Annotated in this window: 18 protein-coding genes; 5 read left to right on the forward strand and 13 right to left on the reverse strand. The window is 71.1% G+C overall.

Features of this window, described 5'->3' with window-relative positions; genetic code table 11:
- Positions 1 to 51: 51 nt before the first annotated feature.
- Positions 52 to 456, reverse strand: coding sequence for a superoxide dismutase, Ni (gene sodN / locus AB0O15_RS05885; protein ID WP_364314559.1), 405 nt, complete (start codon positions 454 to 456; stop codon positions 52 to 54).
- 86 nt (positions 457 to 542) lie between these two features.
- On the opposite strand from sodN, the gene AB0O15_RS05890 reads away from it, so the two are divergent.
- The 3 genes from AB0O15_RS05890 to AB0O15_RS05900 all read left to right on the forward strand — a co-directional run bounded on the left by AB0O15_RS05890 (position 543) and on the right by AB0O15_RS05900 (position 3,148).
- On the forward strand, positions 543 to 851 hold the full coding sequence (locus tag AB0O15_RS05890) for a S26 family signal peptidase (RefSeq protein ID WP_364314562.1): 309 nt from the start codon (positions 543 to 545) through the stop codon (positions 849 to 851).
- 178 nt (positions 852 to 1,029) lie between these two features.
- Positions 1,030 to 2,187, forward strand: coding sequence for an NADP-dependent malic enzyme (locus AB0O15_RS05895; RefSeq protein ID WP_364317091.1), 1,158 nt, complete (start codon positions 1,030 to 1,032; stop codon positions 2,185 to 2,187).
- A 10-nt stretch (positions 2,188 to 2,197) separates the two neighbouring features.
- The gene (locus AB0O15_RS05900) at positions 2,198 to 3,148 is read left to right on the forward strand and encodes a zinc-binding dehydrogenase (RefSeq protein ID WP_364314565.1); all 951 of its coding nucleotides are present in this window, start codon (positions 2,198 to 2,200) and stop codon (positions 3,146 to 3,148) included.
- On the opposite strand, the gene AB0O15_RS05905 is transcribed toward AB0O15_RS05900, so the two are convergent.
- From AB0O15_RS05905 to AB0O15_RS05915, 3 genes are all read right to left on the reverse strand, one after another.
- Positions 3,149 to 4,072 (reverse strand): chlorophyllase, encoded by a 924-nt coding sequence (locus AB0O15_RS05905; protein ID WP_364314568.1) that lies wholly within the window; start codon positions 4,070 to 4,072, stop codon positions 3,149 to 3,151.
- Between the two features lie 87 nt (positions 4,073 to 4,159).
- On the reverse strand, positions 4,160 to 4,741 hold the full coding sequence (locus AB0O15_RS05910; protein WP_364314571.1) for an HD domain-containing protein: 582 nt from the start codon (positions 4,739 to 4,741) through the stop codon (positions 4,160 to 4,162).
- Between the two features lie 8 nt (positions 4,742 to 4,749).
- Positions 4,750 to 5,676, reverse strand: coding sequence for a hypothetical protein (locus AB0O15_RS05915; RefSeq protein ID WP_364314574.1), 927 nt, complete (start codon positions 5,674 to 5,676; stop codon positions 4,750 to 4,752).
- A 108-nt stretch (positions 5,677 to 5,784) separates the two neighbouring features.
- Here AB0O15_RS05915 and AB0O15_RS05920 point away from each other — a divergent pair, with 108 nt between their 5' ends.
- Positions 5,785 to 5,949 carry a hypothetical protein gene (locus AB0O15_RS05920; RefSeq protein WP_364314577.1) on the forward strand — a complete coding sequence of 55 codons (165 nt, stop codon included), beginning with the start codon at positions 5,785 to 5,787 and terminating at the stop codon, positions 5,947 to 5,949.
- A 171-nt stretch (positions 5,950 to 6,120) separates the two neighbouring features.
- Complete coding sequence (locus AB0O15_RS05925; RefSeq protein ID WP_364314580.1) at positions 6,121 to 7,779, forward strand: FkbM family methyltransferase; 1,659 nt, start codon at positions 6,121 to 6,123, stop codon at positions 7,777 to 7,779.
- On the opposite strand, the gene AB0O15_RS05930 is transcribed toward AB0O15_RS05925, so the two are convergent.
- From AB0O15_RS05930 to AB0O15_RS05970, 9 genes are all read right to left on the reverse strand, one after another.
- Positions 7,776 to 8,879 (reverse strand): acetate kinase, encoded by a 1,104-nt coding sequence (locus tag AB0O15_RS05930; protein WP_364314584.1) that lies wholly within the window; start codon positions 8,877 to 8,879, stop codon positions 7,776 to 7,778. The genes AB0O15_RS05925 and AB0O15_RS05930 overlap by 4 nt on opposite strands.
- Positions 8,876 to 10,945, reverse strand: coding sequence for a phosphate acetyltransferase (gene pta / locus AB0O15_RS05935; RefSeq protein WP_364314587.1), 2,070 nt, complete (start codon positions 10,943 to 10,945; stop codon positions 8,876 to 8,878). Before pta ends, AB0O15_RS05930 begins: the two co-directional genes overlap by 4 nt.
- A 9-nt stretch (positions 10,946 to 10,954) precedes the next feature.
- Positions 10,955 to 12,088: a hypothetical protein gene (locus AB0O15_RS05940; RefSeq protein WP_364314590.1), complete on the reverse strand. Its 1,134-nt coding sequence runs from the start codon at positions 12,086 to 12,088 to the stop codon at positions 10,955 to 10,957.
- Entirely contained in the window at positions 12,085 to 12,591 is a 507-nt protein-coding gene (locus AB0O15_RS05945; RefSeq protein WP_364314593.1) for a SigE family RNA polymerase sigma factor, read from the reverse strand. Before AB0O15_RS05945 ends, AB0O15_RS05940 begins: the two co-directional genes overlap by 4 nt.
- Positions 12,592 to 12,645: 54 nt before the next feature.
- Positions 12,646 to 13,239, reverse strand: coding sequence for an AAA family ATPase (locus AB0O15_RS05950; protein WP_364314595.1), 594 nt, complete (start codon positions 13,237 to 13,239; stop codon positions 12,646 to 12,648).
- A gap of 118 nt (positions 13,240 to 13,357) precedes the next feature.
- Positions 13,358 to 13,537, reverse strand: a complete 180-nt coding sequence (locus AB0O15_RS05955) for a DUF6104 family protein (protein ID WP_364314598.1) — start codon at positions 13,535 to 13,537, stop codon at positions 13,358 to 13,360.
- A gap of 124 nt (positions 13,538 to 13,661) precedes the next feature.
- Positions 13,662 to 17,384 carry a multifunctional oxoglutarate decarboxylase/oxoglutarate dehydrogenase thiamine pyrophosphate-binding subunit/dihydrolipoyllysine-residue succinyltransferase subunit gene (locus AB0O15_RS05960; protein WP_364314600.1) on the reverse strand — a complete coding sequence of 1,241 codons (3,723 nt, stop codon included), beginning with the start codon at positions 17,382 to 17,384 and terminating at the stop codon, positions 13,662 to 13,664.
- A 108-nt stretch (positions 17,385 to 17,492) separates the two neighbouring features.
- Entirely contained in the window at positions 17,493 to 18,320 is an 828-nt protein-coding gene (locus tag AB0O15_RS05965; protein WP_364314603.1) for an ABC transporter permease, read from the reverse strand.
- Positions 18,317 to 19,231, reverse strand: coding sequence for an ABC transporter ATP-binding protein (locus tag AB0O15_RS05970; RefSeq protein WP_364314606.1), 915 nt, complete (start codon positions 19,229 to 19,231; stop codon positions 18,317 to 18,319). Before AB0O15_RS05970 ends, AB0O15_RS05965 begins: the two co-directional genes overlap by 4 nt.
- Positions 19,232 to 19,242 lie beyond the last annotated feature (11 nt).

Here is a 19,242-nt window from a genome sequence, read left to right on the forward strand (position 1 = left end):
GCCCCCACACGGAGGCGCGCCCACCTTCAGGACCTATGTCCGTCTTGTGACTCAGGCCTGCTTGGTCTCCCAGAAGATCTTGGAGATCTCCTCGATCTTGCCCAGCAGCTGGTCGGCCACGGCCGGGTCGAGCGAGCCCTTCACGCCGGAGGCGCCGGCCAGCTTGGTGGCCTCGTTGAAGAGCTGGTTGAGGTTCGGGTACTTCTCGAAGTGCGGCGCCTTGAAGTAGTCGGTCCAGAGCACCCACAGGTGGTGCTTGACCAGCTCGGCCCGCTGCTCCTTGATGAAGATCGCCCGGGTCCGGAACTCCGGGTCGGTGTTGGCCTGGTACTTCTCGGCGATCGCCTTGACCGACTCGGCCTCGATCCGGGCCTGGGCCGGGTCGTAGACCCCGCACGGCAGGTCACAGTGGGCGCTGACCACGGTGCTAGGCATGAGGAAACGCGGAAGTCGCATCAGGACCCCTCCATTGGAATTTGCGATGATCCGTGGACGACAGTACCCCTTACCGAACGCGCGTAACGCAACGGAAGACTGATGCCGTGAGGTTGCAACTGCCACTGTTCGCGGCACTGGTCCGCGGCCCGTCCATGACGCCGGCGCTGCGCGACGGAGACGCGATTCTGGTCCGTCGCGGCGGACGCATAAACGCAGGTGATGTGGTCGTGGCCCGATTCCGTTCCGGTCCCGGCCTGCTCGTCGTCAAACGGGCCGCGCACGAGCAGGACGGTGGCTGGTGGGTAAGGGGCGACAACGAGTTCGTGACCGACGACTCCCGCGCGTTCGGAGTGGCGGATGTCATCGGGAGGGTTTTGTGGCGTTACTGGCCGCGACCGGGACGGCTCCAGTAAGGTCCTTTGAATCCGGGTGACCCCCGCATCGCATGCCGCCGCCGCGCAGACTCGCGCCGCCGACCGGCTGCCTTCTTCCACAGATGCCTTTCCGGGAGTCACCGTGTCCTACTTCAGTTTTGAACTCGATCCTGCCCTGGCCGCCGATCCCGTCTTCGACCTGCACCAACGCGGCAAGATGGCGATCACGGCGACCGTCCCGCTGGAGAGCCGCGACGATCTGTCGCTGGCCTACACGCCGGGCGTGGCCCGGGTCTGCGAGGCGATCGCCGCCGACCCCGGCCTGGCCGCCGACTACACCTGGACCAGCAACGCCGTCGCGGTCGTCACCGACGGCTCGGCCGTGCTGGGCCTCGGCAACATCGGCCCGCGGGCCGCGATGCCCGTGATGGAGGGCAAGGCGGTGCTGTTCAAGCAGTTCGGCGGCGTCGACGCGGTGCCGATCTGCCTGGACACCCAGGACACCGACGAGCTGATCGCCATCGTCAAGGCGCTGGCCCCGTCGTTCGGCGGCATCAACCTCGAGGACATCAGCGCGCCCCGCTGCTTCGAGATCGAGCGCCGGCTCGACGCGGCGCTGGACATCCCGGTCTTCCACGACGACCAGCACGGCACCGCGGTCGTGGTGCTGGCCGCGCTGCGCAACGCCACCAAGCTGCTCGGGCGGCGGTTCGCCGACCTGCGGGTGGTCATCAGCGGCGCGGGCGCGGCCGGGGTGGCCATCGCCAAGGTGCTGGTGGCGGCCGGGGTGGCGGGGGCGAACATGATCGTCTGTGACTCGCGCGGCATCGTGCACGCGGAGCGTGCCGACCTGAACCCGGCCAAGGCCGAGCTCGCCGCCTTGACCAACTTCTCCGGGCGCACCGGCGGCGTTACCGAGGCCCTGATCGGCGCCGATGTGCTGGTCGGCGTCTCCGGCGGCACGATCGGCGAGGACGCGCTGGCCGGCATGGCCCCGGGCGGGATCATCTTCGGCCTGGCCAACCCGACGCCCGAGGTGATGCCGCACGTCGCCCACCGGTACGCCGCGATCGTCGCCACCGGGCGCAGCGACTTCCCCAACCAGATCAACAACGTGCTCGCCTTCCCGGGCATCTTCCGGGGCGCGCTCGACGCCCGGGCGACCACGGTCACCGAGGGCATGAAGGTGGCCGCGGCCGAGGCGATCGCCGAGGTGGTCGCCGACGACCTGCGGCCCGAGGCGATCGTGCCGTCGCCGCTCGACCCGCGGGTGGCGCCGGCCGTGGCCGCCGCGGTGGCCGCGGCCGCCGAGCGCGAGGGGGTGGCCCGGCGGTTGTCCACAGGCTCCACAGCCGTCGCCGCCCAACCGGTCTAAGTTCGAAGGCATGCGAGCTGCGTACGCCACGAAGGCGAACCCTGAGGACCCGCTGTCCGCGCTGACCGTCGGCGACCTGCCGGAGGCCACGCCACCAGAGGGCTGGGTGACCGTCGACGTGCGAGCCAGCTCGCTCAACCACCACGACCTCTGGTCGCTGCGCGGGGTCGGCCTGCCCGCCGACCGGCTGCCGATGGTGCTGGGCTGCGACGCCGTGGGTGTCGACCCGGCGGGCGACGAGGTGGTCGTCTACGCCGTCGTTCCCGACCGGGCCGACCCCCGGGGCATCTCGCTGCTCTCCGAACACTTCCCGGGCACGCTGGCCGAGCGGGTGTCGGTGCCGGCCGAGAACCTGATCCGCAAACCGGCGGGCATGTCGGCGCTCGAGGCGGCCTGCCTGCCGACCGCCTGGCTCACCGCGTGGAACATGCTGACCACGCGGGGCCGGGCCGCCGAGGCCGAGGCGGTGCTGGTGCAGGGCGCCGGCGGCGGGGTGGCGACGGCCGCGGTGGTGCTCGCGGTGGCGATGGGCAAGCGGGTCTACGCGACCAGCCGCGAGGAATGGAAGCGCGAGCGGGTGACGGCGCTCGGGGCCACGGCCGTCGAGCCTGGGGCGCGGCTGCCCGAGCGGGTCGACCTGGTGATCGAGTCGGTCGGCGCGCCGACGTTCGACCACTCGATGAAGAGCTCCAAGCCCGGGGCGCGCATCGTGGTGTGCGGGGCGACCGGCGGCCACCAGGCCACGATCGACCTGCGCCGGGTCTTCGCCATGCGGCTCGAGATCCTGGGCGCGACGATGGGCTCGGCCGACGAGATGCGGTCGCTGCTGGCGTTCCTCGACGAGCAGGGGGTGCGCCCGGTGATCGACGCGACCTACGGCTTCTCCGAGGCGGCGGCGGCCTTCGAACACCTGCACTCGGGCAAGATCTTCGGCAAGGTGGTGCTCGACCACTCCCGCTAGCTAGAGCTTGTCGGTCAGCGTGGCCAGGCCGCCCTTGGTGGCGTCCCGCTTGAGGCGGCCACGGGCGGTCGCGTCGCCGTAGAGGGTATAGCGCAGGAAGTCGGTCGTCGTGGCGATCACCGGGGCGAAGTCCTTGGTGAGGGCCACGTGGCCGCCCTCGGTGACGGTGAGCAGCGCTTTCGGCCAGCGCACGGCGTCGTAGGCGGCCTTGCCGTCGGCGTAGGGCACGGTCTTGTCGAGCTTGCCGTGCACGAAGAGCATCGGGGCGGCCCTGCCCTGGAACGGCACCGGCAACACCTGGCGGCCGGAGAGCACGACGCCCGCGACCAGCCGGGCGTCGCGGGTGCCGCTGAACAGGCCGACGGTCGTGATGCCGCCGGCCGAGTGGCCCGCGGCGGCGATCCGGGCCGGGTCGATCAGGTCGCCGTGCTCCTTGCCGTAGGCCAGCATCCGGGTGATCACCTCGGAGACGTCGGCCGGCTGGTTGATCACGTCCAGCGGGTCGTAGTCGCGGGCCCGGTACCTGGTGTGCGGGAAGGCCGGCGCGGCCACCACGAAGCCGGCCTTGGCCCAGGCTCTGAGGATGGTGGCGTAGGCCTCCGGCTCGGAGGTGAGGCCGTGGCTGAAGACGATCAGAGGGAACGGCTTCTCGCCCGAGGTCGGATACCAGACCGTGGTGGGGAGCGGGCGGTCCTTACCGCGCTGGAGGTCGAGTTCCCTCGTGGTGATCGGCAGCGTCTCGGCCGGCGCCCGGCGCGGTGATTCTGATTTGTCGGGTAGGGCGGGCGCCGAGGATGGCGCGACGGGGGCTGACGTGGCCCGAGTTGGTGGGTCGGTGGGCCCGTCGGTGGGCTGGTCGCCCGGTGAACAAGCCGCGGTCAGCGCGAGCAGGACGATCAAGATCAGGTGGGTACGCCTCGGCACGCGGCAATTGTGCCTGGTCGCCGGAGGTGGATGCCGTAGTCGGGCGCGCCCGGGGAACAAGGGCGGCCGGCGGTCAGGCGGGGCGTGTCAGGCGGCGGGGCGGGAGCGGATGACGGCCAAGCGGCGTTCGACGCGGTCGACGGCGGCGCGGAGCAGTGGGGCCCGGCGGGTGTGGGCCTCGGCGTTGGGTGAGTCGGGACCGTGCCGGTCGAGCATGTCGGCCAGGCGCTGGTCGAAGCTCATGGTGCGGCCGTTGGGGCCGACGGTCTGGTCGGCGTAGGTCAGGGCGTCGCTCACCACCGACGTCTCGCGCGGGAACCGGCCCAGCTCCTCGGCGAGGCCCCGCACCTCGGCGACGCAGAACGCGCCGGAGTGGTGCCCGACCAGCCCGGCGATCCGGTCCGACCAGCCGGTGGAGCGGAGGTGGCGGGCGCCGTCGAGCGGGTGGAAGCCGGAATCGAGCAGCTCAGGGGCGTACCCGATGTCGTGCAACCAGGCCGCGGCCTCGAGCACCTCGCTCTCGGCGGGGCCGACCGTGGCGCCGATCTGCTCGGCCCGGCGGGCCACGCCGATCGTGTGCCGCCAGCGCTCCGGGAGGCCGGTGAGCAGGATCTGGGCGACATCGCGCGCCTTAAGGACCAGCCGGGCCGGCCCGGGGATGGTGCTCATGGCATGGATCATCTCCCGGTGAGTGTCAATGGGGAAGGACTGTTCAGGGTCCTGCGAAGGAACGCCGTCACGGTCCGGTCCATCGCGGCGTACCCGGGTTTGTCCGGGCGCATGAAGGCGGCGTGGGTGGCGCCGGGCAGCACGACGAAGCGTTTCGGCCACGGCGCCTCGGCGTACGCGGCCCGGCCGTCCGCGATCGGGATGACCTTGTCGTTGTCGGCGTGCAGGAAGAGCAGCCGCGCGGGCGGGCCGCCGAACCGGCCGGGCGCCATCCAGCCCGCGATCACCACGCCGGCCACCAGGCGCCGGTCGTGGCCCGGGCGGAACAGCCCGGTCGTGGTGAAGCCGCCCGCCGAGTGGCCGACCGCGGCGATCCGGGACGTGTTGATGTGCCCGTACAGCGGGTCGCTCCGGGTGCCGGCCAGCGCGATCACCTTCCGGAGCAGGTAGGCCGCGTCCGCGGGCTGGTTGACCATGTCGGTGCGGACGTACGGGTCGGCCTTCCGGTTCGTGTACGGGTACGCCGGCGCCGCCACCACGAAGCCCGCCGCGGCCCAGCTGGCCACCGCGGGGGTGTTGCCCTCCGGCGACCCGTGCAGCCCGTGGCTGAACAGCACCAGCGGGAAACGGCCCGGCCGTGGGCGGGCGTCGCGACGAACGGTGATCCAGGCGGGCGCCGGGGCCGGGTCGGGGTTGTCGGCGGTGGTCACGGCCGGGAAGAACAGCACTGTTCGCAGCGGCCGATCCCGACTGCGGGCCCAGGTCACCTCCCGGGTGCCGACCGGGTAGCGGGCCGGCGCGAGCGAGGCCGTGGCCGCCGGCGGAGGCGAGGGGGTGGCCGAGGGCGCCGGCGGCGTGCCGGTGGGGGGCGGTGAGTCGCACGACGCCAGCCCCAGAACTGCGCAGAGTGCCACGGCGATCACAGCCCGTCCCATGAGTAAACGGTAGGCCGACACGCCCACGAACGAGGGAAAATGTCCATCTGACCGGTATCACCTGGGACTTCGTGACGCGGGATGCGCAGCTTCGCTAGGGTGTCGCGCATGTCTGACGAGACCGTTGATCCCAGTGGTAACACCGAGGCGTTCCGCGCCTTCTCCAACACCCCGCCCGAGCCGGAGCCGGCCGCGAGCAAACTCCCGCTGATCATCGGCGGCATCGTGGCCGCCGTCATCGTGGTCGGCCTGGTCGTCTGGCTCGCCCTCTAGGGCGTGGTCGGGCTCGCCCTCGCCTCTGTGGCAGCGCTCCACAGAGGATCTTTTCCCGAGTTGTTTCTTGATCTGTAACGTGACCGGTGCCACATTGATGCGGCACCTCTGCGGTTCGGCGGGGGTCGATCCAACGTTCCCGCCCTGCCGCAGAGAAGGACCGGTCGTCAGATGCTCGTGCGTAACCTGTTATCCCAGGTCAAGGGCGTGATCGGGGTCGTCGACGCCACCGCCGGGGCCGAGGACCTGCGCCGGCACCTGATGGTCCCCGACGACCTGCCGTTCTCGGCCGACGTCGCCGATGCCACCCCGGACAGCCTGCTGGTCTGCATGCTCGGCCCGCAGGGCGGCACGCACACCGCGCCCGAGGACCTGGCCCGGACGCTGCGGGCGGTTCCGGCCGGTGTCACGGTGCTGATCCTCGCCGGGTGGCCGCCCGACGCGTTCCCCGACAACGTGGCGCTGGCGACGTTGGCCGACGGCCACTGCCAGCTCACCGACGCCGTGACGCTGACCTCGACCGGCCGCTACGGCATGCACGTCGCCCTGCTCGCCGAGCGGGTCGAGACCGTGCGGCCGCGCCGGGCGCAGCTGTCCGCGGTCCCCGACGCCGAGCCGCCGACCCTGCCGGACGGGTCGCTGGCGACCCGGCTGTGGCTGGTCAACCAGCCGGTGCTGGCCGAGCGGACCACCGGCCCGCTGCGCCGGCAGGTCCGTGCGCTCACCGACCGGGTCACCCAGCTGTCGGCCGAGCTGACCGACGCGCAGAAGGACACCGGCGAGGCGCGGGCCGAGCTGAAGGCACGGGGCAAGGAGCTGGCCCGGGCCGAGAAGCGCATCACCGCGCTGGAGCGCTCGGCGTCGTTCCGGCTGGGCAAGACGCTGGTGGACGGCGCCCGGCACCCGGGCAAGGGCGTGCTGGCCGTGCCGATGACCGTGGCGAGCATCTGGCGGGACCGCCGGGCCCGGGTCAGCGTCGTCGCCGCGCCACGACCGGAGCCGGCCACGCCGCCGGTCGAGGCCACCCACCGGGCGGTGCCCATCCCGGTGCCCGGTTCGCCGGGACGGGTCGTCACGATGACCGCGCCGAGCGCGTTGATGGTGCCGCGCTACCTCGACCAGGACGGGCTGGCCGGGTACGAGCCGACGTCGATCCCGTGCTTCCTGGCGGCGATCGAGACCGCCGGGCCGGGCGCGGTGCTCGACATCGGCGCGAACGTCGGGCTCTACGCCGCCCTGGCCGCGGCCGTCTCCGACCGGGACGTGGTGGCCTTCGAGCCGTTCCCGACGCTGGCCGAGGTGGCCGAGCGGCTCACCGCCGACAACGACCTGAAGATCCAGGTCGAGCGGATCGCCCTGAGCGACCACATCGGCACGGCCGCCTTCTACCTGTCGGACTCGTCGGACAGCTCCAACTCGCTGGCGGCCGGCTTCCGCGACTCGACCCGGCAGATCGACGTCGCGGTCGAGACGCTGGACGCGTACGTGCGGCGGACCGGCATCGTCCCGGCCGTACTCAAGATCGACACCGAGAGCACGGAACCGGACGTGCTGCTCGGCGCGGCCGAGACGCTGCGCGAGCACCGGCCCTGGGTGCTCTGCGAGGTGCTGCACCGCCGCGGCGAGGACCGGCTGATGGAGGCGATGGCCCCGCACGGCTACCGCTGGTACCACATCACCGATCGGCTGCCGTACGCCGAAGCGCAGGTCATCGCCGGCGACCGCACCTATCAGGACCTGATGTGGCTGTTCGCGCCGGAGGAGCCGGACGACTCGTTCTGGGCCCGCGTCGCGGCCCAGCGCACCGCGGTCGAGAAGACCCGGGGTTAGCCGAGCGCCGTCCGGGTCTGGGTGGCGATCTCGCGTTCCTCGTCGGTGGGCACCACGCAGATCGCGGTCGGCGACGCGTCGGTCGAGATGATCGGGTCGCCGACCGCGTTGCGGGTCTCGTCCAGGGTCAGGCCCAGGGCGGTCAGGCCGGCGACGGCGGCGGCGCGCACGGCGGGGCTGTTCTCGCCGACGCCGCCGGTGAAGGTGACCGCGTCCACCCGGCCGAGCACGGCCGCGTAGGCGCCGACGTATTCGCGGATGCGCCGGGCGTAGACGTCGAAGGCCAGGGTCGCCTGCTCGTCACCGTCGGCGCGGCGGCGCAGGATCGTCCGGACGTCGTTGTCGCCGGTCAGGCCGAGCAGACCGGCGCCGCGGGTCAGCGAGCGTTCGATCTCGTCCAGCGGCATCCCGGCCACCCGGTGCAGGTGGAAGACCACCGTGGGGTCGAGGTCCCCGCTGCGCGTACCCATCACCAGGCCGCCCTGCGGCGACATGCCCATCGACGTGGCGACGCTGCGGCCGGCCTCGACCGCACAGGCGGAGGCGCCGTTACCGAGGTGGAGCGTGATCACGTTGACCTGGTCGGGGCGCTTGCTCAGCAGGGCGGCGGTCTGCCGGGACACGTAGGCGTGCGACGTGCCGTGGAACCCGTACCGCCGGATCTGCCACCGCGAGGCCAGCTCGGCGTCGATCGCCCAGGTCACGCCCTCGGGCGGGATCGTCGCGTGGAAGGCGGTGTCGAAGACCGCGACCTGCGGTACGCCGGGCAGCAGCTTGCGGGCCACCGCGATCCCGGCCAGCGCCGGCGGGTTGTGCAGCGGCGCCAGCGGCACCAACCGCTCGATGGCCGCGACCACCTCGTCGTCCAGCCGCGTTGCCGCGGAGAAGTCGGGCCCGCCGTGCACGACCCGGTGCCCGACCGCGTCGAGACCGTCCAGGTCGAGGTCGGACATGATCGACCGCAGCGCCGACTCGTGGTCGGGCGCGTCACCGTCGGCCTCGCCGATCCGTTCGACCAGCCCCTTGGCGACCGTGCCGAGGTCGTGGGAGAACAGCCGATATTTCACCGACGACGAGCCGGTGTTCAGCACGAGAATCATGAGGCCGCCTGGATCGCGGTGATCGCCACCGTGTTGATGATGTCCTTGACGGTCGCGCCGCGGGAGAGGTCGTTCACCGGGCGGCGCAGGCCCTGCATGACCGGGCCGACCGCGACCGCGTTGGCCGACCGCTGCACGGCCTTGTAGGTGTTGTTGCCGGTGTTCAGGTCGGGGAAGACGAACACCGTCGCCTGGCCGGCGACCGTGCTGCCGGGCAGCTTGGTCGCCGCCACCGCCGGGTCGATCGCCGCGTCGTACTGGATCGGGCCCTCCACCGGCAGGTCGGGCCGGCGTTCCCGGACCAGCTTGGTGGCCGCCGCCACCTTCTCGACGTCGGCGCCCGCGCCCGAGCTGCCGGTCGAGTAGGACAGCATCGCGACCCGGGGCTCGATGCCGAACGCGGCCGCGGTCTGCGCCGACGACAACGCGATGTCGGCGAGCTGGGCGGCATCCGGGTCGGGGTTGACCGCGCAGTCGCCGTAGACCAGCACCCGGTCGGCCAGCAGCATGAAGAACACACTGGAGGCCACCGTCACGTCGGGCACGGTCTTGATGATCTCGAAGGCGGGCCGGATCGTCGCCGCGGTCGTGTGGTTGGCCCCGGACACCATCCCGTCGGCCAGCCCGGCGGCGACCATCATCGTGCCGAAGTAGTTGACGTCGCGGACCACGTCATAGGCCAGGTCGAGGGTCACGGCCCGGTGTTTGCGCAGCTCGGCGTAGCGCGAGGCGAAGTCGTCGCGCCACTGCGAGGTCTCCGGGTCGACCAGCCGGGCCGCGCCGATCTCCACGCCCAGCTCGCGGGCCCGCCGGGTGATCTCGTCCGGGTGGCCGAGCAGGGTCAGGTCGGCCACCCCTCGGCGCAGCAGGCTCTCGGTGGCGCGCAGGATCCGTTCCTCGGCGCCCTCCGGCAGCACCAGGTGGCGCCGGTCGGCGCGGGCGCGGTCGATCAGGTCGTTCTCGAACATCAGCGGCGTCACCCGGGACGACCGTGCCACCTCGAGCACCTCGGCCAGCGCGGTCGTGTCCACATGCTGCTCGAAGGCGCCCAGCGCGGCGTCGATCTTGCGCGGGGTGGTCGCGGTCAGCCGCGCCTCGATCCGGGCGGCGGCGGCAATGGTGTGGTAGCTGTCGGTCGGCACGACCAGCATGGCCAGCCCGGTGTTCAGCCGCTCGATCACCCGGACCGCGCGCGGGTCGGGGTGTTCGCCGATGGTCAGCACCAGGCCGGCCAGGGTGACGTTGCCGGCCGCGTGCGCCGCGCTGACCGCCACCAGCACATCGGCCCGGTCGCCCGGGGTGATCACCAGCGCGCCGTCGACCAGGTGGTCGAGCACGGCCGGCACGTGCGCGCCACCGACCACGTAGTCGAGCACGTCCCGGTCGAGCGCCGCGTCGCCGCCGCTGACCACGGTCGCGTCGAGGGCGGCGGCCACCTCGGCCACGGTCGGGGCGGCCACGGCCGGCACCTCGGGGATGGCCCAGGCCGGCACGTCGAGTCCGGCCGGCGCTTCGACGCCGACGGGCACACGGTTGGCGATCAGCGCGATCACCGTCGCGTTCAGATCGGTGATCGAGTGGTACGCGCTCCGCGCGGCCGCCGCCAGCGCCTCGGTGCTCCGGTGCTCGCCGCTGATCACCGGGATCACCACGCTGCCGAACTCGGTGGCCAGCCGCGCGTTGAAGGCCAGCTCGCGGGGGAGTTCGTCGCGCCCGTCGTCGTGGTGCCCGTCGGCGAAGTCGCTGCCGATCACCACCACCGAGGCGCAGCGCCGCTCGACCTCGCGGTAACGCTCGACGATCCGGCTGATCAGCTCTTCCCGCTTGCCGTCGGCGACCAGCGCGGCCGCCTCGGCGTAGGTCACGCCGTAGGCCTCCGCGTAGGGCGCGACCAGGGGGTAGCGCGTGGTCAGCAGGGTGAGGAGCGGATCCTCGCGATCCGGCACGAGGGGCCGGAACACCCCGATCCGGGCCACCTGCCGGGACAACAGCTCGACGAGTCCGAGCGCGACCGTGCCCTTGCCGACCCCGGGCCCCAGCCCGGCCACGTACACGCTGCTCGCCACGCCCCCAACCTAGTCGGTGTCCCGGAGGTAGGCGTGGTGAGCAGCGCCGTTGCACCCGGCGCCGGTCTTCTCCCGCCAGCCGTAGTGCAGCTCGCCGGCGAGACGGGTCGGCGTCTCACCGCACAGCGGGTCACGGGAGGCGACGCCGAGCTTGCCGCGGAGCGGGTCGAGCAGCGTTCCCGGCCGGAGCAGCAGCAGGTCGCCGACCAGCCGGGGGGCGCCGGGATAGGGCAGGGTGGTCCGGGCCGAGCCGTCGGGGCGTTGCAGGAACCAGCCGGCCGGGTCGTGACCGAGGCAGTACGCCGCCACGCAGTCCAGCTTGTCCGCGCCGGCCGGCCGGATCACCTGCCGTTCCTCGCCGGTGACGAGGTTGCGGAACCGGGTCCGATCGGCGCTGTGGGCCCACACCGTCCCGTCGATCTGCATCCGGTCGTACACCCGCAGGATCGTCGAGGAGGAGGAGGTCGCGCCGGTGAACCGGATGACGAAGTCCTGGTCCGACATGTATACGGCGTCCGCGGTGGCGTACACGCCGGTGATTCCCGGTGGGCCGGTGGTGTCGCCGGCGAGCTGTTGGAACAGTCCACCGGCCACCGGCGAGGTCATCAGCTCGGCGTTGTCCTTCTCCCGCTGGACCCAGGCGATCGTGGTCGAGGAGATGGAGGCCGCGGTGACGGAGGCGCGGCCGCGGAGCGAGTCGACCAGCAACCGGTACGTCCTGTCGGCCACCGCATAGCTCCAGAACGCCGTCGAGGCGTCGTCGGTCCCGGGCAACGGCCGGCCGAACACCAGCAGGTGCCCCTGGTCGATCCGGCCGACGACGGTGGCCGCACGACCCGGCGCCGGATCCGGCGGGTTGCCGGTCACGGTCGCGCCCGGCCAGGTCTCGGTGATCAGCGGCGGCCTCGCGGGCAGTGCCGGGAGGAGGAAATCGGTGGTCGGCAGCGCCCGCTCGACCGGTGGCCGCAGTACCACCCACCCGCCGACGGCCAGCACCAGCACGGCCGCGAAGGCCGCGGTGATCGTCTGCGTGCGCCGCTGCCGCCGGTGTCCGGCTTCGACCCGCTCCAGCAGATCGGCCGGGGGTACGGGTGCCCGCTGGGCGATGTCGCGCATCGCCTCGTGCAGATCGGTGTTCGTCATGAGGTCACCTCTTCCAGGGCCGCGATGCCGGTCTCGCGAAGCTTGGCCAGGGCCCGGGAGGCCTGGCTGCGCACGGTCCCGTGGCTGATGCCGAGCACCGCCCCGATCTCCAGGTCGGTGAGGTGCTCGTAGTAGCGCAGGACGAGGACCGCGCGCTGCCGTGACGGCAGGGTGGCGAGCGCGGCCCAGATCTGCCGGGCCTGGCCCGACGCCTCGGCCCGATCGAGCCCGCCGTCGCTGAACGGGAGGTCGGGCAGGACCGCGCTAGGCGTCTCCCGCCGCCTGCGCCAGCGGGCTATCTGCAACCGAGCCATGGTCGTGCGCACGTACCCCGTGGGGTCGTCCTTGCGCACCACCCGCGACCACTTCGCCCGCAGTTTGATCAGCGCTTCCTGCACCAGATCGTCCGCGTCGTGGTGGTTGCCGCTCAGCAGGTAGCCGTACCGGTACAGCGCCGGCCCCCGATTGCGGACGAAGTCCGCGAAGAGCCTCTCGTCCCCCATGGGCCCGCCCTCCCTCCGATCCAGGACGCCGAATCGGCCGGAGGTGTTGCACGGTCAGTCGGCGAGAAGCGCCCGGAGGTAACCATCGGGCCGGGCCAGGAATGATCGCCAGTGCGTGACCAGCTCCAGTTCCTCCCACGCCACACGCCGGATCCCATGCGCGCCGAGCTCCAGAATGGTCGCTCCCGGCAGCGCCGTCAGCACCGGCGAGTGCGTGGCCACCACCACCTGCGCGCCGCTCATCCGCAACACGTCGAGATGCGCCACCAGCCGCAGCGTCGAGGTGAACGACAGCGGCGCCTCGGGCTCGTCCATCAGATAGAAGCCGTACCCCCGGAACTTCCGTTCCAACAGCTCCAGAAACCCTTCGCCATGACTTCGGTCATGCAGATCGGCGTCGACCGGCGAAGGCAGATTCTCCAGGTACGTGTACAGCCCGTGCATGGTTTCGGCCCGAAGAAAGTACGAGTTCACGCGGCGCCCAGGCGTCCGGATCACGCGTAGTGAGGCGCCCAGTGGGGACTCGGAGCTTCGGGTGCTGTGCATGGCCCCTTTGGAGCCGCCCTCAACGTTCAGCCCATGCGCCTGAGCCAGCGCCTCGACCAGCGTCGACTTCCCCGACCCGTTCTCACCGACCAGAAACGTCACGCCGGCCGGAATGTTCAGCCCGCTCTCCAGGATCGCCGCGACAGCCGGGATCTTGGCCCACCAGGCGTCACGATCAACCTCGGCCCCGGCCTCCAGCTCAACCCGCCGAACAGGCCGATCAGTCCTCATCATCCTCTTCGCCGCGAGCCAGGAACGTGGCGAACCGCTCGATGGCCGTCTCGAACTCCGGATTGATGTCGACGAAGCTCTGCAGCTGAGAGGCGACCCACTCGAGGGTGACGCTCTCCTCGCCGCGCCTCTCGACCAGCTCTTCGATCCCGCGATCGGTGAAGTACATGGCCCGAATCCTAGGCACCGAGAAAAAGCACAACGGGCTCTGGGGCGGGGATGGCCCACGGAGGGACCAAGCCTGACCGCCCGGAGTGGGTCATCCCCGCCCCAGAGCCCTACAGTGCAACCAACTACGGCCTGGGCAGAGCCGCTTCGACCAGAGCCGACTGCTCAGCCTCGTGCATCCTGGCCGACCCGACGGCCGGAGCCGCCGCAGCCGGACGGGAGATGCGGCGGAGCCGGACCCCTTCGAGGTGCTCCAGCAGGTTCAGGGCCACGAACGACCAGGCCCCCTGATTGGCCGGCTCCTCCTGCACCCACGCGAAGTCCTCCGCGTTCGGGTACTGGCTGAGCACCGCCTTCAGCTCCTCCACCGGCAACGGATAGATCTGCTCCATCCGGATCACCGCCGTGTCGGTGATGCCACGCTCGGCCCGCGCCTGGAACAGGTCGTAGTAGACCTTGCCCGAGCACAGCAGCACCCGCTTGACGTCGGCCGGGTTCAGCGGCGTGCCGTTGACCCCCGCGTCACCCATCACCGGCTGGAACGTGCCCTCGGTGAAGTCGGCGACCGACGACACCGCCAGCTTGTGCCGGAGCAGCGACTTCGGCGAGAACACCACCAGCGGCTTGCGCTTCGGCGACAGGGCCTGGCGGCGCAGCAGGTGGAAGTAGTTGGCCGGGGTCGTCGGGTTGGCCACCCGCATGTTGTCCTGCGCGCACATCTGCAGGAACCGCTCGGGCCGGCCGGAGGAGTGGTCGGGTCCCTGGCCCTCCTGGCCGTGCGGGAGCAGCAGCACCAGCGACGACTGCTGGCCCCACTTGACCTCGCCCGAGCTGATGAACTCGTCCACGATCGACTGGGCGCCGTTGACGAAGTCGCCGAACTGCGCCTCCCAGAGGACTAGCGCGTCCGGGTTCTCCACCGAGTAGCCGTACTCGAAGCCCATCGCGGCGTACTCGCTGAGCAGCGAGTCGTGCACGAAGAACCGGGCGTTGCCGCTGGTCAGCGAGCTCAGCGGGAGGAAGTCCTTGCCGGTCTTGTTGTCGACCAGGGACGCGTGCCGGGAGACGAAGGTGCCGCGCCGCGAGTCCTGGCCGGCCAGCCGTACGGTCACGCCCTGGGCCAGCAGCGAGCCGAACGCGACCAGCTCGCCGAAGGCCCAGTCGATGCCGCCCTCGGCCGCCATCTTGGCCCGCCGCTCGAGCAGTTGCTGGACGCGCTTGTGCGGGGTGAAGCCCTCGGGCAGGTCGATGTGGGCCTGGCCGACCGACTGCACGGTGGCCGCGTCGACCGCGGTCTGCACCTCGGGTTCGGGCTCGTCGGCGGCCGGGCGGGACCGGTTGGTCGAGCCGGCCGCGTCGCGGGTCGCCTTGAACACCTGCTCGAGCTGCTGCTGGTAGTCGCGCAGCTGTTCCTGGGCGTCGTCCACGGTGATGTCGCCGCGGCCGATCAGCTCCTCGGTGTACAGCTTCCGGACGCTGCGCTTGGTGTCGATGATCTCGTACATCCGCGGGTTGGTCATCGACGGGTCGTCGCCCTCGTTGTGGCCGCGGCGGCGATAGCAGACCAGGTCGATGACCACGTCCTTGTTGAACGCCTGGCGGTACTCGAAGGCCAGCCGGGCGACCCGGACGACGGCCTCGGGGTCGTCGCCGTTCACGTGGAAGATCGGCGCCTGGATCATCCGGGCCACGTCGGTGGAGTAGAGCGACGAGCGGCTGTACTCCGGCGCGGTGGTGAAGCCGACCTGGTTGTTGACGACCACGTGCACGGTGCCGCCGGTGCGGTAGCCGCGCAGCTGGGACAGGTTGAGCGTCTCGGCGACCACACCCTGGCCGGCGAACGCGGCGTCGCCGTGCACCAGCACCGGCAGCACGGTGTAGCCGTGCAGGCCCAGGTCGAGGCGGTCCTGCTTGGCCCGGACGATGCCCTCGAGCACCGGGTCGACGGCCTCCAGGTGGGACGGGTTGGCGACGACGCTGACCGTGGTCGAGTGTTCGCCGTCGGGCGTCGTGTACTTCCCGGTCTGACCCAGGTGGTACTTGACGTCGCCGGAACCATGCGACGACCGCGGGTCCATCTGACCCTCGAACTCGTTGAAGACCTTCTCGTACGGCTTGCCGACGATGTTGACCAGCACGTTGAGCCGGCCGCGGTGGGCCATGCCGATGACCATCTCGTCGAGCCCGCCCTCGGCCGACGCCTTGAGCACCTCGTCCAGCAGCGGGATCAGCGACTCGCCGCCCTCCAGCGAGAACCGCTTCTGCCCGACGTACTTGGTCTGCAGGAAGGTCTCGAACGCCTCGGCCGCGTTCAGCCGGTTGAGCACGTGCTTCTGCTCGTCGGTGTCGGGTTTGGCGTACTTGATCTCGATGCGGTCCTGGATCCAGCGCCGTTCCTCGGGGCCCTGGATGTGCATGTACTCGATGCCGATCCGGCGGCAGTAGGTGTCACGCAGCACGCCGAGCACGTCGCGCAGCTTCATCCGCTGCTTGCCGGCGAAACCGCCGACCGGGAACACCCGGTCGAGATCCCACAGGGTCAGCCCGTGTTGCAGCACGTCGAGGTCGGGGTGCCGGCGGATCTCGAACTCGAGCGGGTCGGTGTCGGCCATCAGGTGACCGCGCACCCGGTAGGCGTGGATCAGCTCGACCACCCGGGCGGCCTTGTCGATCTGGCCCTCGGAGGTGCGGGCGACGTCGCGCACCCAGCGCACCGGCTCGTACGGGATCCGCAGTGAGGTGAAGATGTCGTCGTAGAAGCTGTGGTCGCCGAGCAGCAGCTCGTGCATCACCTTGAGGAACTCGCCGGACTGGGCGCCCTGGATGACCCGGTGGTCGTAGGTGCTGGTCAGCGTGGTGACCTTGCTGACGCCATGCTCGGCCAGCGTCTCGTCGGACATGCCGGAGTACGGCGCCGGGAACTCCATCGCGCCGACGCCGACGATGGCGCTCTGGCCGGTCATCAGCCGCGGGATCGAGTGCACGGTGCCGATGCCGCCGGGGTTGGTCAGCGAGATCGTCGTGCCGGCGTAGTCGTCCATGGTCAGCTCGTTGCGCCGGGCCCGCCGCACGACGTCCTCGTACGCCTGCCAGAACTTGCGGAAGTCGAGCTTCTCGCAGTTCTTGATCGACGGCACGACCAGGGTCCGGGTGCCGTCCTTCTTCTGCAGGTCGATCGCGATGCCCAGGTTGATGTGCTCGGGCTGGACCAGGGCCGGCTTGCCGTCGATCTGGGCGAACGAGTTGTTCATCTCGGGGTGTTCGCGCACCGCCCGGACCAGCGCCCAGCCGATCAGGTGGGTGAAGCTGACCTTGCCACCGCGGCCACGGGCGAGGTGGTTGTTGATCACGATGCGGTTGTCGACCATGAGCTTGGCGGGGATCGCGCGCACCGAGGTGGCGGTGGGCACCTCGAGCGAGGCGTCCATGTTCTGCACGATCCGGGCGGCGACACCACGGAGCGTGGTGACCGCGGCCCCCTCGGGCGCCTTGCCGTTCGAGGCGGCCTTCGGGGTGGGCGCGGCCTTCTCGACCGGCGCCGCCTTGGCCTGGGGTGCGGGTGCGGGCTTCGCGGGCACGGTCGGCTTCGCCGCCGCCATCGTCTTCGCGGCCGGCGCGTCCGTGCCCGCCTTGGCCGCCGAGGCGGTGGCGTTGGCCGCGGTCGCCTCGTCCGGCGAGACGATCGACCCGGTGGCGGACGCCGGCTTGTAGTCGGCGAAGAAATCGTGCCAGGCGGGGTCGACGCTGGAGGGATCGGCGAGGTAGCGCTGGTACATCTCGTCGACGATCCACTCATTGGGGCCGAAGTCGGCGAGCGGGTTGTCCTGCGAAGTCTGCTGGGTCGACACTTGCGTGTTCGCCTCTTTCACCGTTTGTCAGCACGCGCGTCCGTCATCGCGCGGACGGGAATGAACGGTGTCAAGGTTACGCTGCGCGTGAACCTTGGGGGGCTCGGCCTAGCTGACGTCCCGGCGGCGCATGATCAATGTCCCGATCAGGCCGGTCACCAGGGCATAGCCGATCAGCACGACGGCGCCTACCCAGCGTGGTGGGTTACCGGGGAGGTCGGTCCCCGAGATCATCAGTTGTGACGCGGTGGTCGGCTCGATCACCCGCAGCTTCTCGAACACCTGGGCGACGTACTCGGTCAGCAGGAAGAACACCGCCTGCGCGCCGAGCGGGCCGATCAGATAGCCGATCGAGAGGGTCAGGGTGGCGGCGATCTGGCTGCGGATCAGCACGCCGGCGCCGACGCCGAGCACCGCCCACAGCACGAAGGCCAGCGCGTTCAGCCCGATCGCCCGCCACACGCCGGCCTCGCCCAGCTGCACCGGCAGGTCGAGCTGGCCCAGGAAGAACGGCACCACGGCCAGGTTGAGCAGTGTGGTGATCAGCCAGAACCCCAGGGCCAGGAGCATCGCGGCGGCCAGCTTGGCCAGGATCACCCGTTCGCGGTGGGGAGTGACCAGGAACGTGGTGGTCGCGGTCAGGTGGAAGAACTCGTTGGTCACCAGGATCGCGCTGAGCAGCACGACCAGGAGCACGCCGAAGAACTGCCCACTGGTGTAGAGGCTGGTGGCGACATTGATCGCCTGATTGGTGGCGTCCAGCAGCGCGGCCGACTCGGGGTCGACGTTCGCGTCGGCGGGCAGATTGCTGGTGACGTTGGTGGTCCCCCAGTTGAAGAGGACCGACATCGCCCACAGCGGTACGAGGATGACGGTGAAGATCCACCACAGCGAGGTGGTGAAGATCTTGGTGAGCTCGGCCTGGATGAGCCTCATCGAATTCCCGCCTGTCCGGCCGTGAGCTGCAGGAACACCTGTTCCAGGTCGGCGCGTTCGCTGGTCAGCTCATGCAGCTCGACCTGCGCGGTGAACGCGGCGTGCCCGATCTGGGCCGCGTCCAGCCCGGTCACCATCAGCGCGCCGTCCGGCAGCGGGGTGATCGCGGGATGGAGTGCGGCCAGCGCGGTGGTCAGTTTCGCCGGTTCGGGGGTCCGCACCCGCACCTGCACGGCGGCGCCCATCGAGCCGAGCACGTCCTCGACCGGGCCCTGCCGGATCAGCTTGCCGGCCGCCACGATCACCACGTCGTCGGCGAGCTGTTGCATCTCGCTCAGCAGGTGGCTGGAGACCAGCACCGTGCGGCCCTCGCCGGCGAGCGTCTTGAGCAGGTCGCGCATCCACCGGATGCCCTCCGGGTCGAGACCGTTGGCCGGTTCGTCGAGGATCAGCACCCGGGGGTCGCCCAGCATGGCCGCGGCGATGCCCAGCCGCTGCCGCATGCCCAGCGAGTAGCCCTTGAACTTGCGCTTGGCGGCCGGGGTGAGCCCGACCAGGGCCAGCGCCTCGTCGGCCCGGGAGGCCGGCAGGCCCGCCGCCCGGCAGATGACCCGGAGGTGGTTGCGGCCGGTGCGCCCGCGGTGGGCGCTGGACGCCTCCAGCACCGCGCCGACATGGCGGATCGGGTCGGTCAGGTCGGCGTAGCGCCGCCCGCCGATGGTGGCCGTGCCGGCCGTCGGCGCGACCAGGCCGAGCAGCATCCGCAACGTGGTGGTCTTGCCCGCGCCGTTGGGACCGAGGAACCCGGTCACCCGGCCCGAGCGCACCGTGAACGACAGGTCGTCGACGGCTCTCAGCCGCTTGTACTGCTTCGACAACCCTTGGACTGCGATCTCCACGCCCCCGGTCACCGCGCCAACAT

This window comes from Actinoplanes sp. NPDC089786, assembly GCF_040684855.1.
Classification (GTDB): domain Bacteria; phylum Actinomycetota; class Actinomycetes; order Mycobacteriales; family Micromonosporaceae; genus Actinoplanes.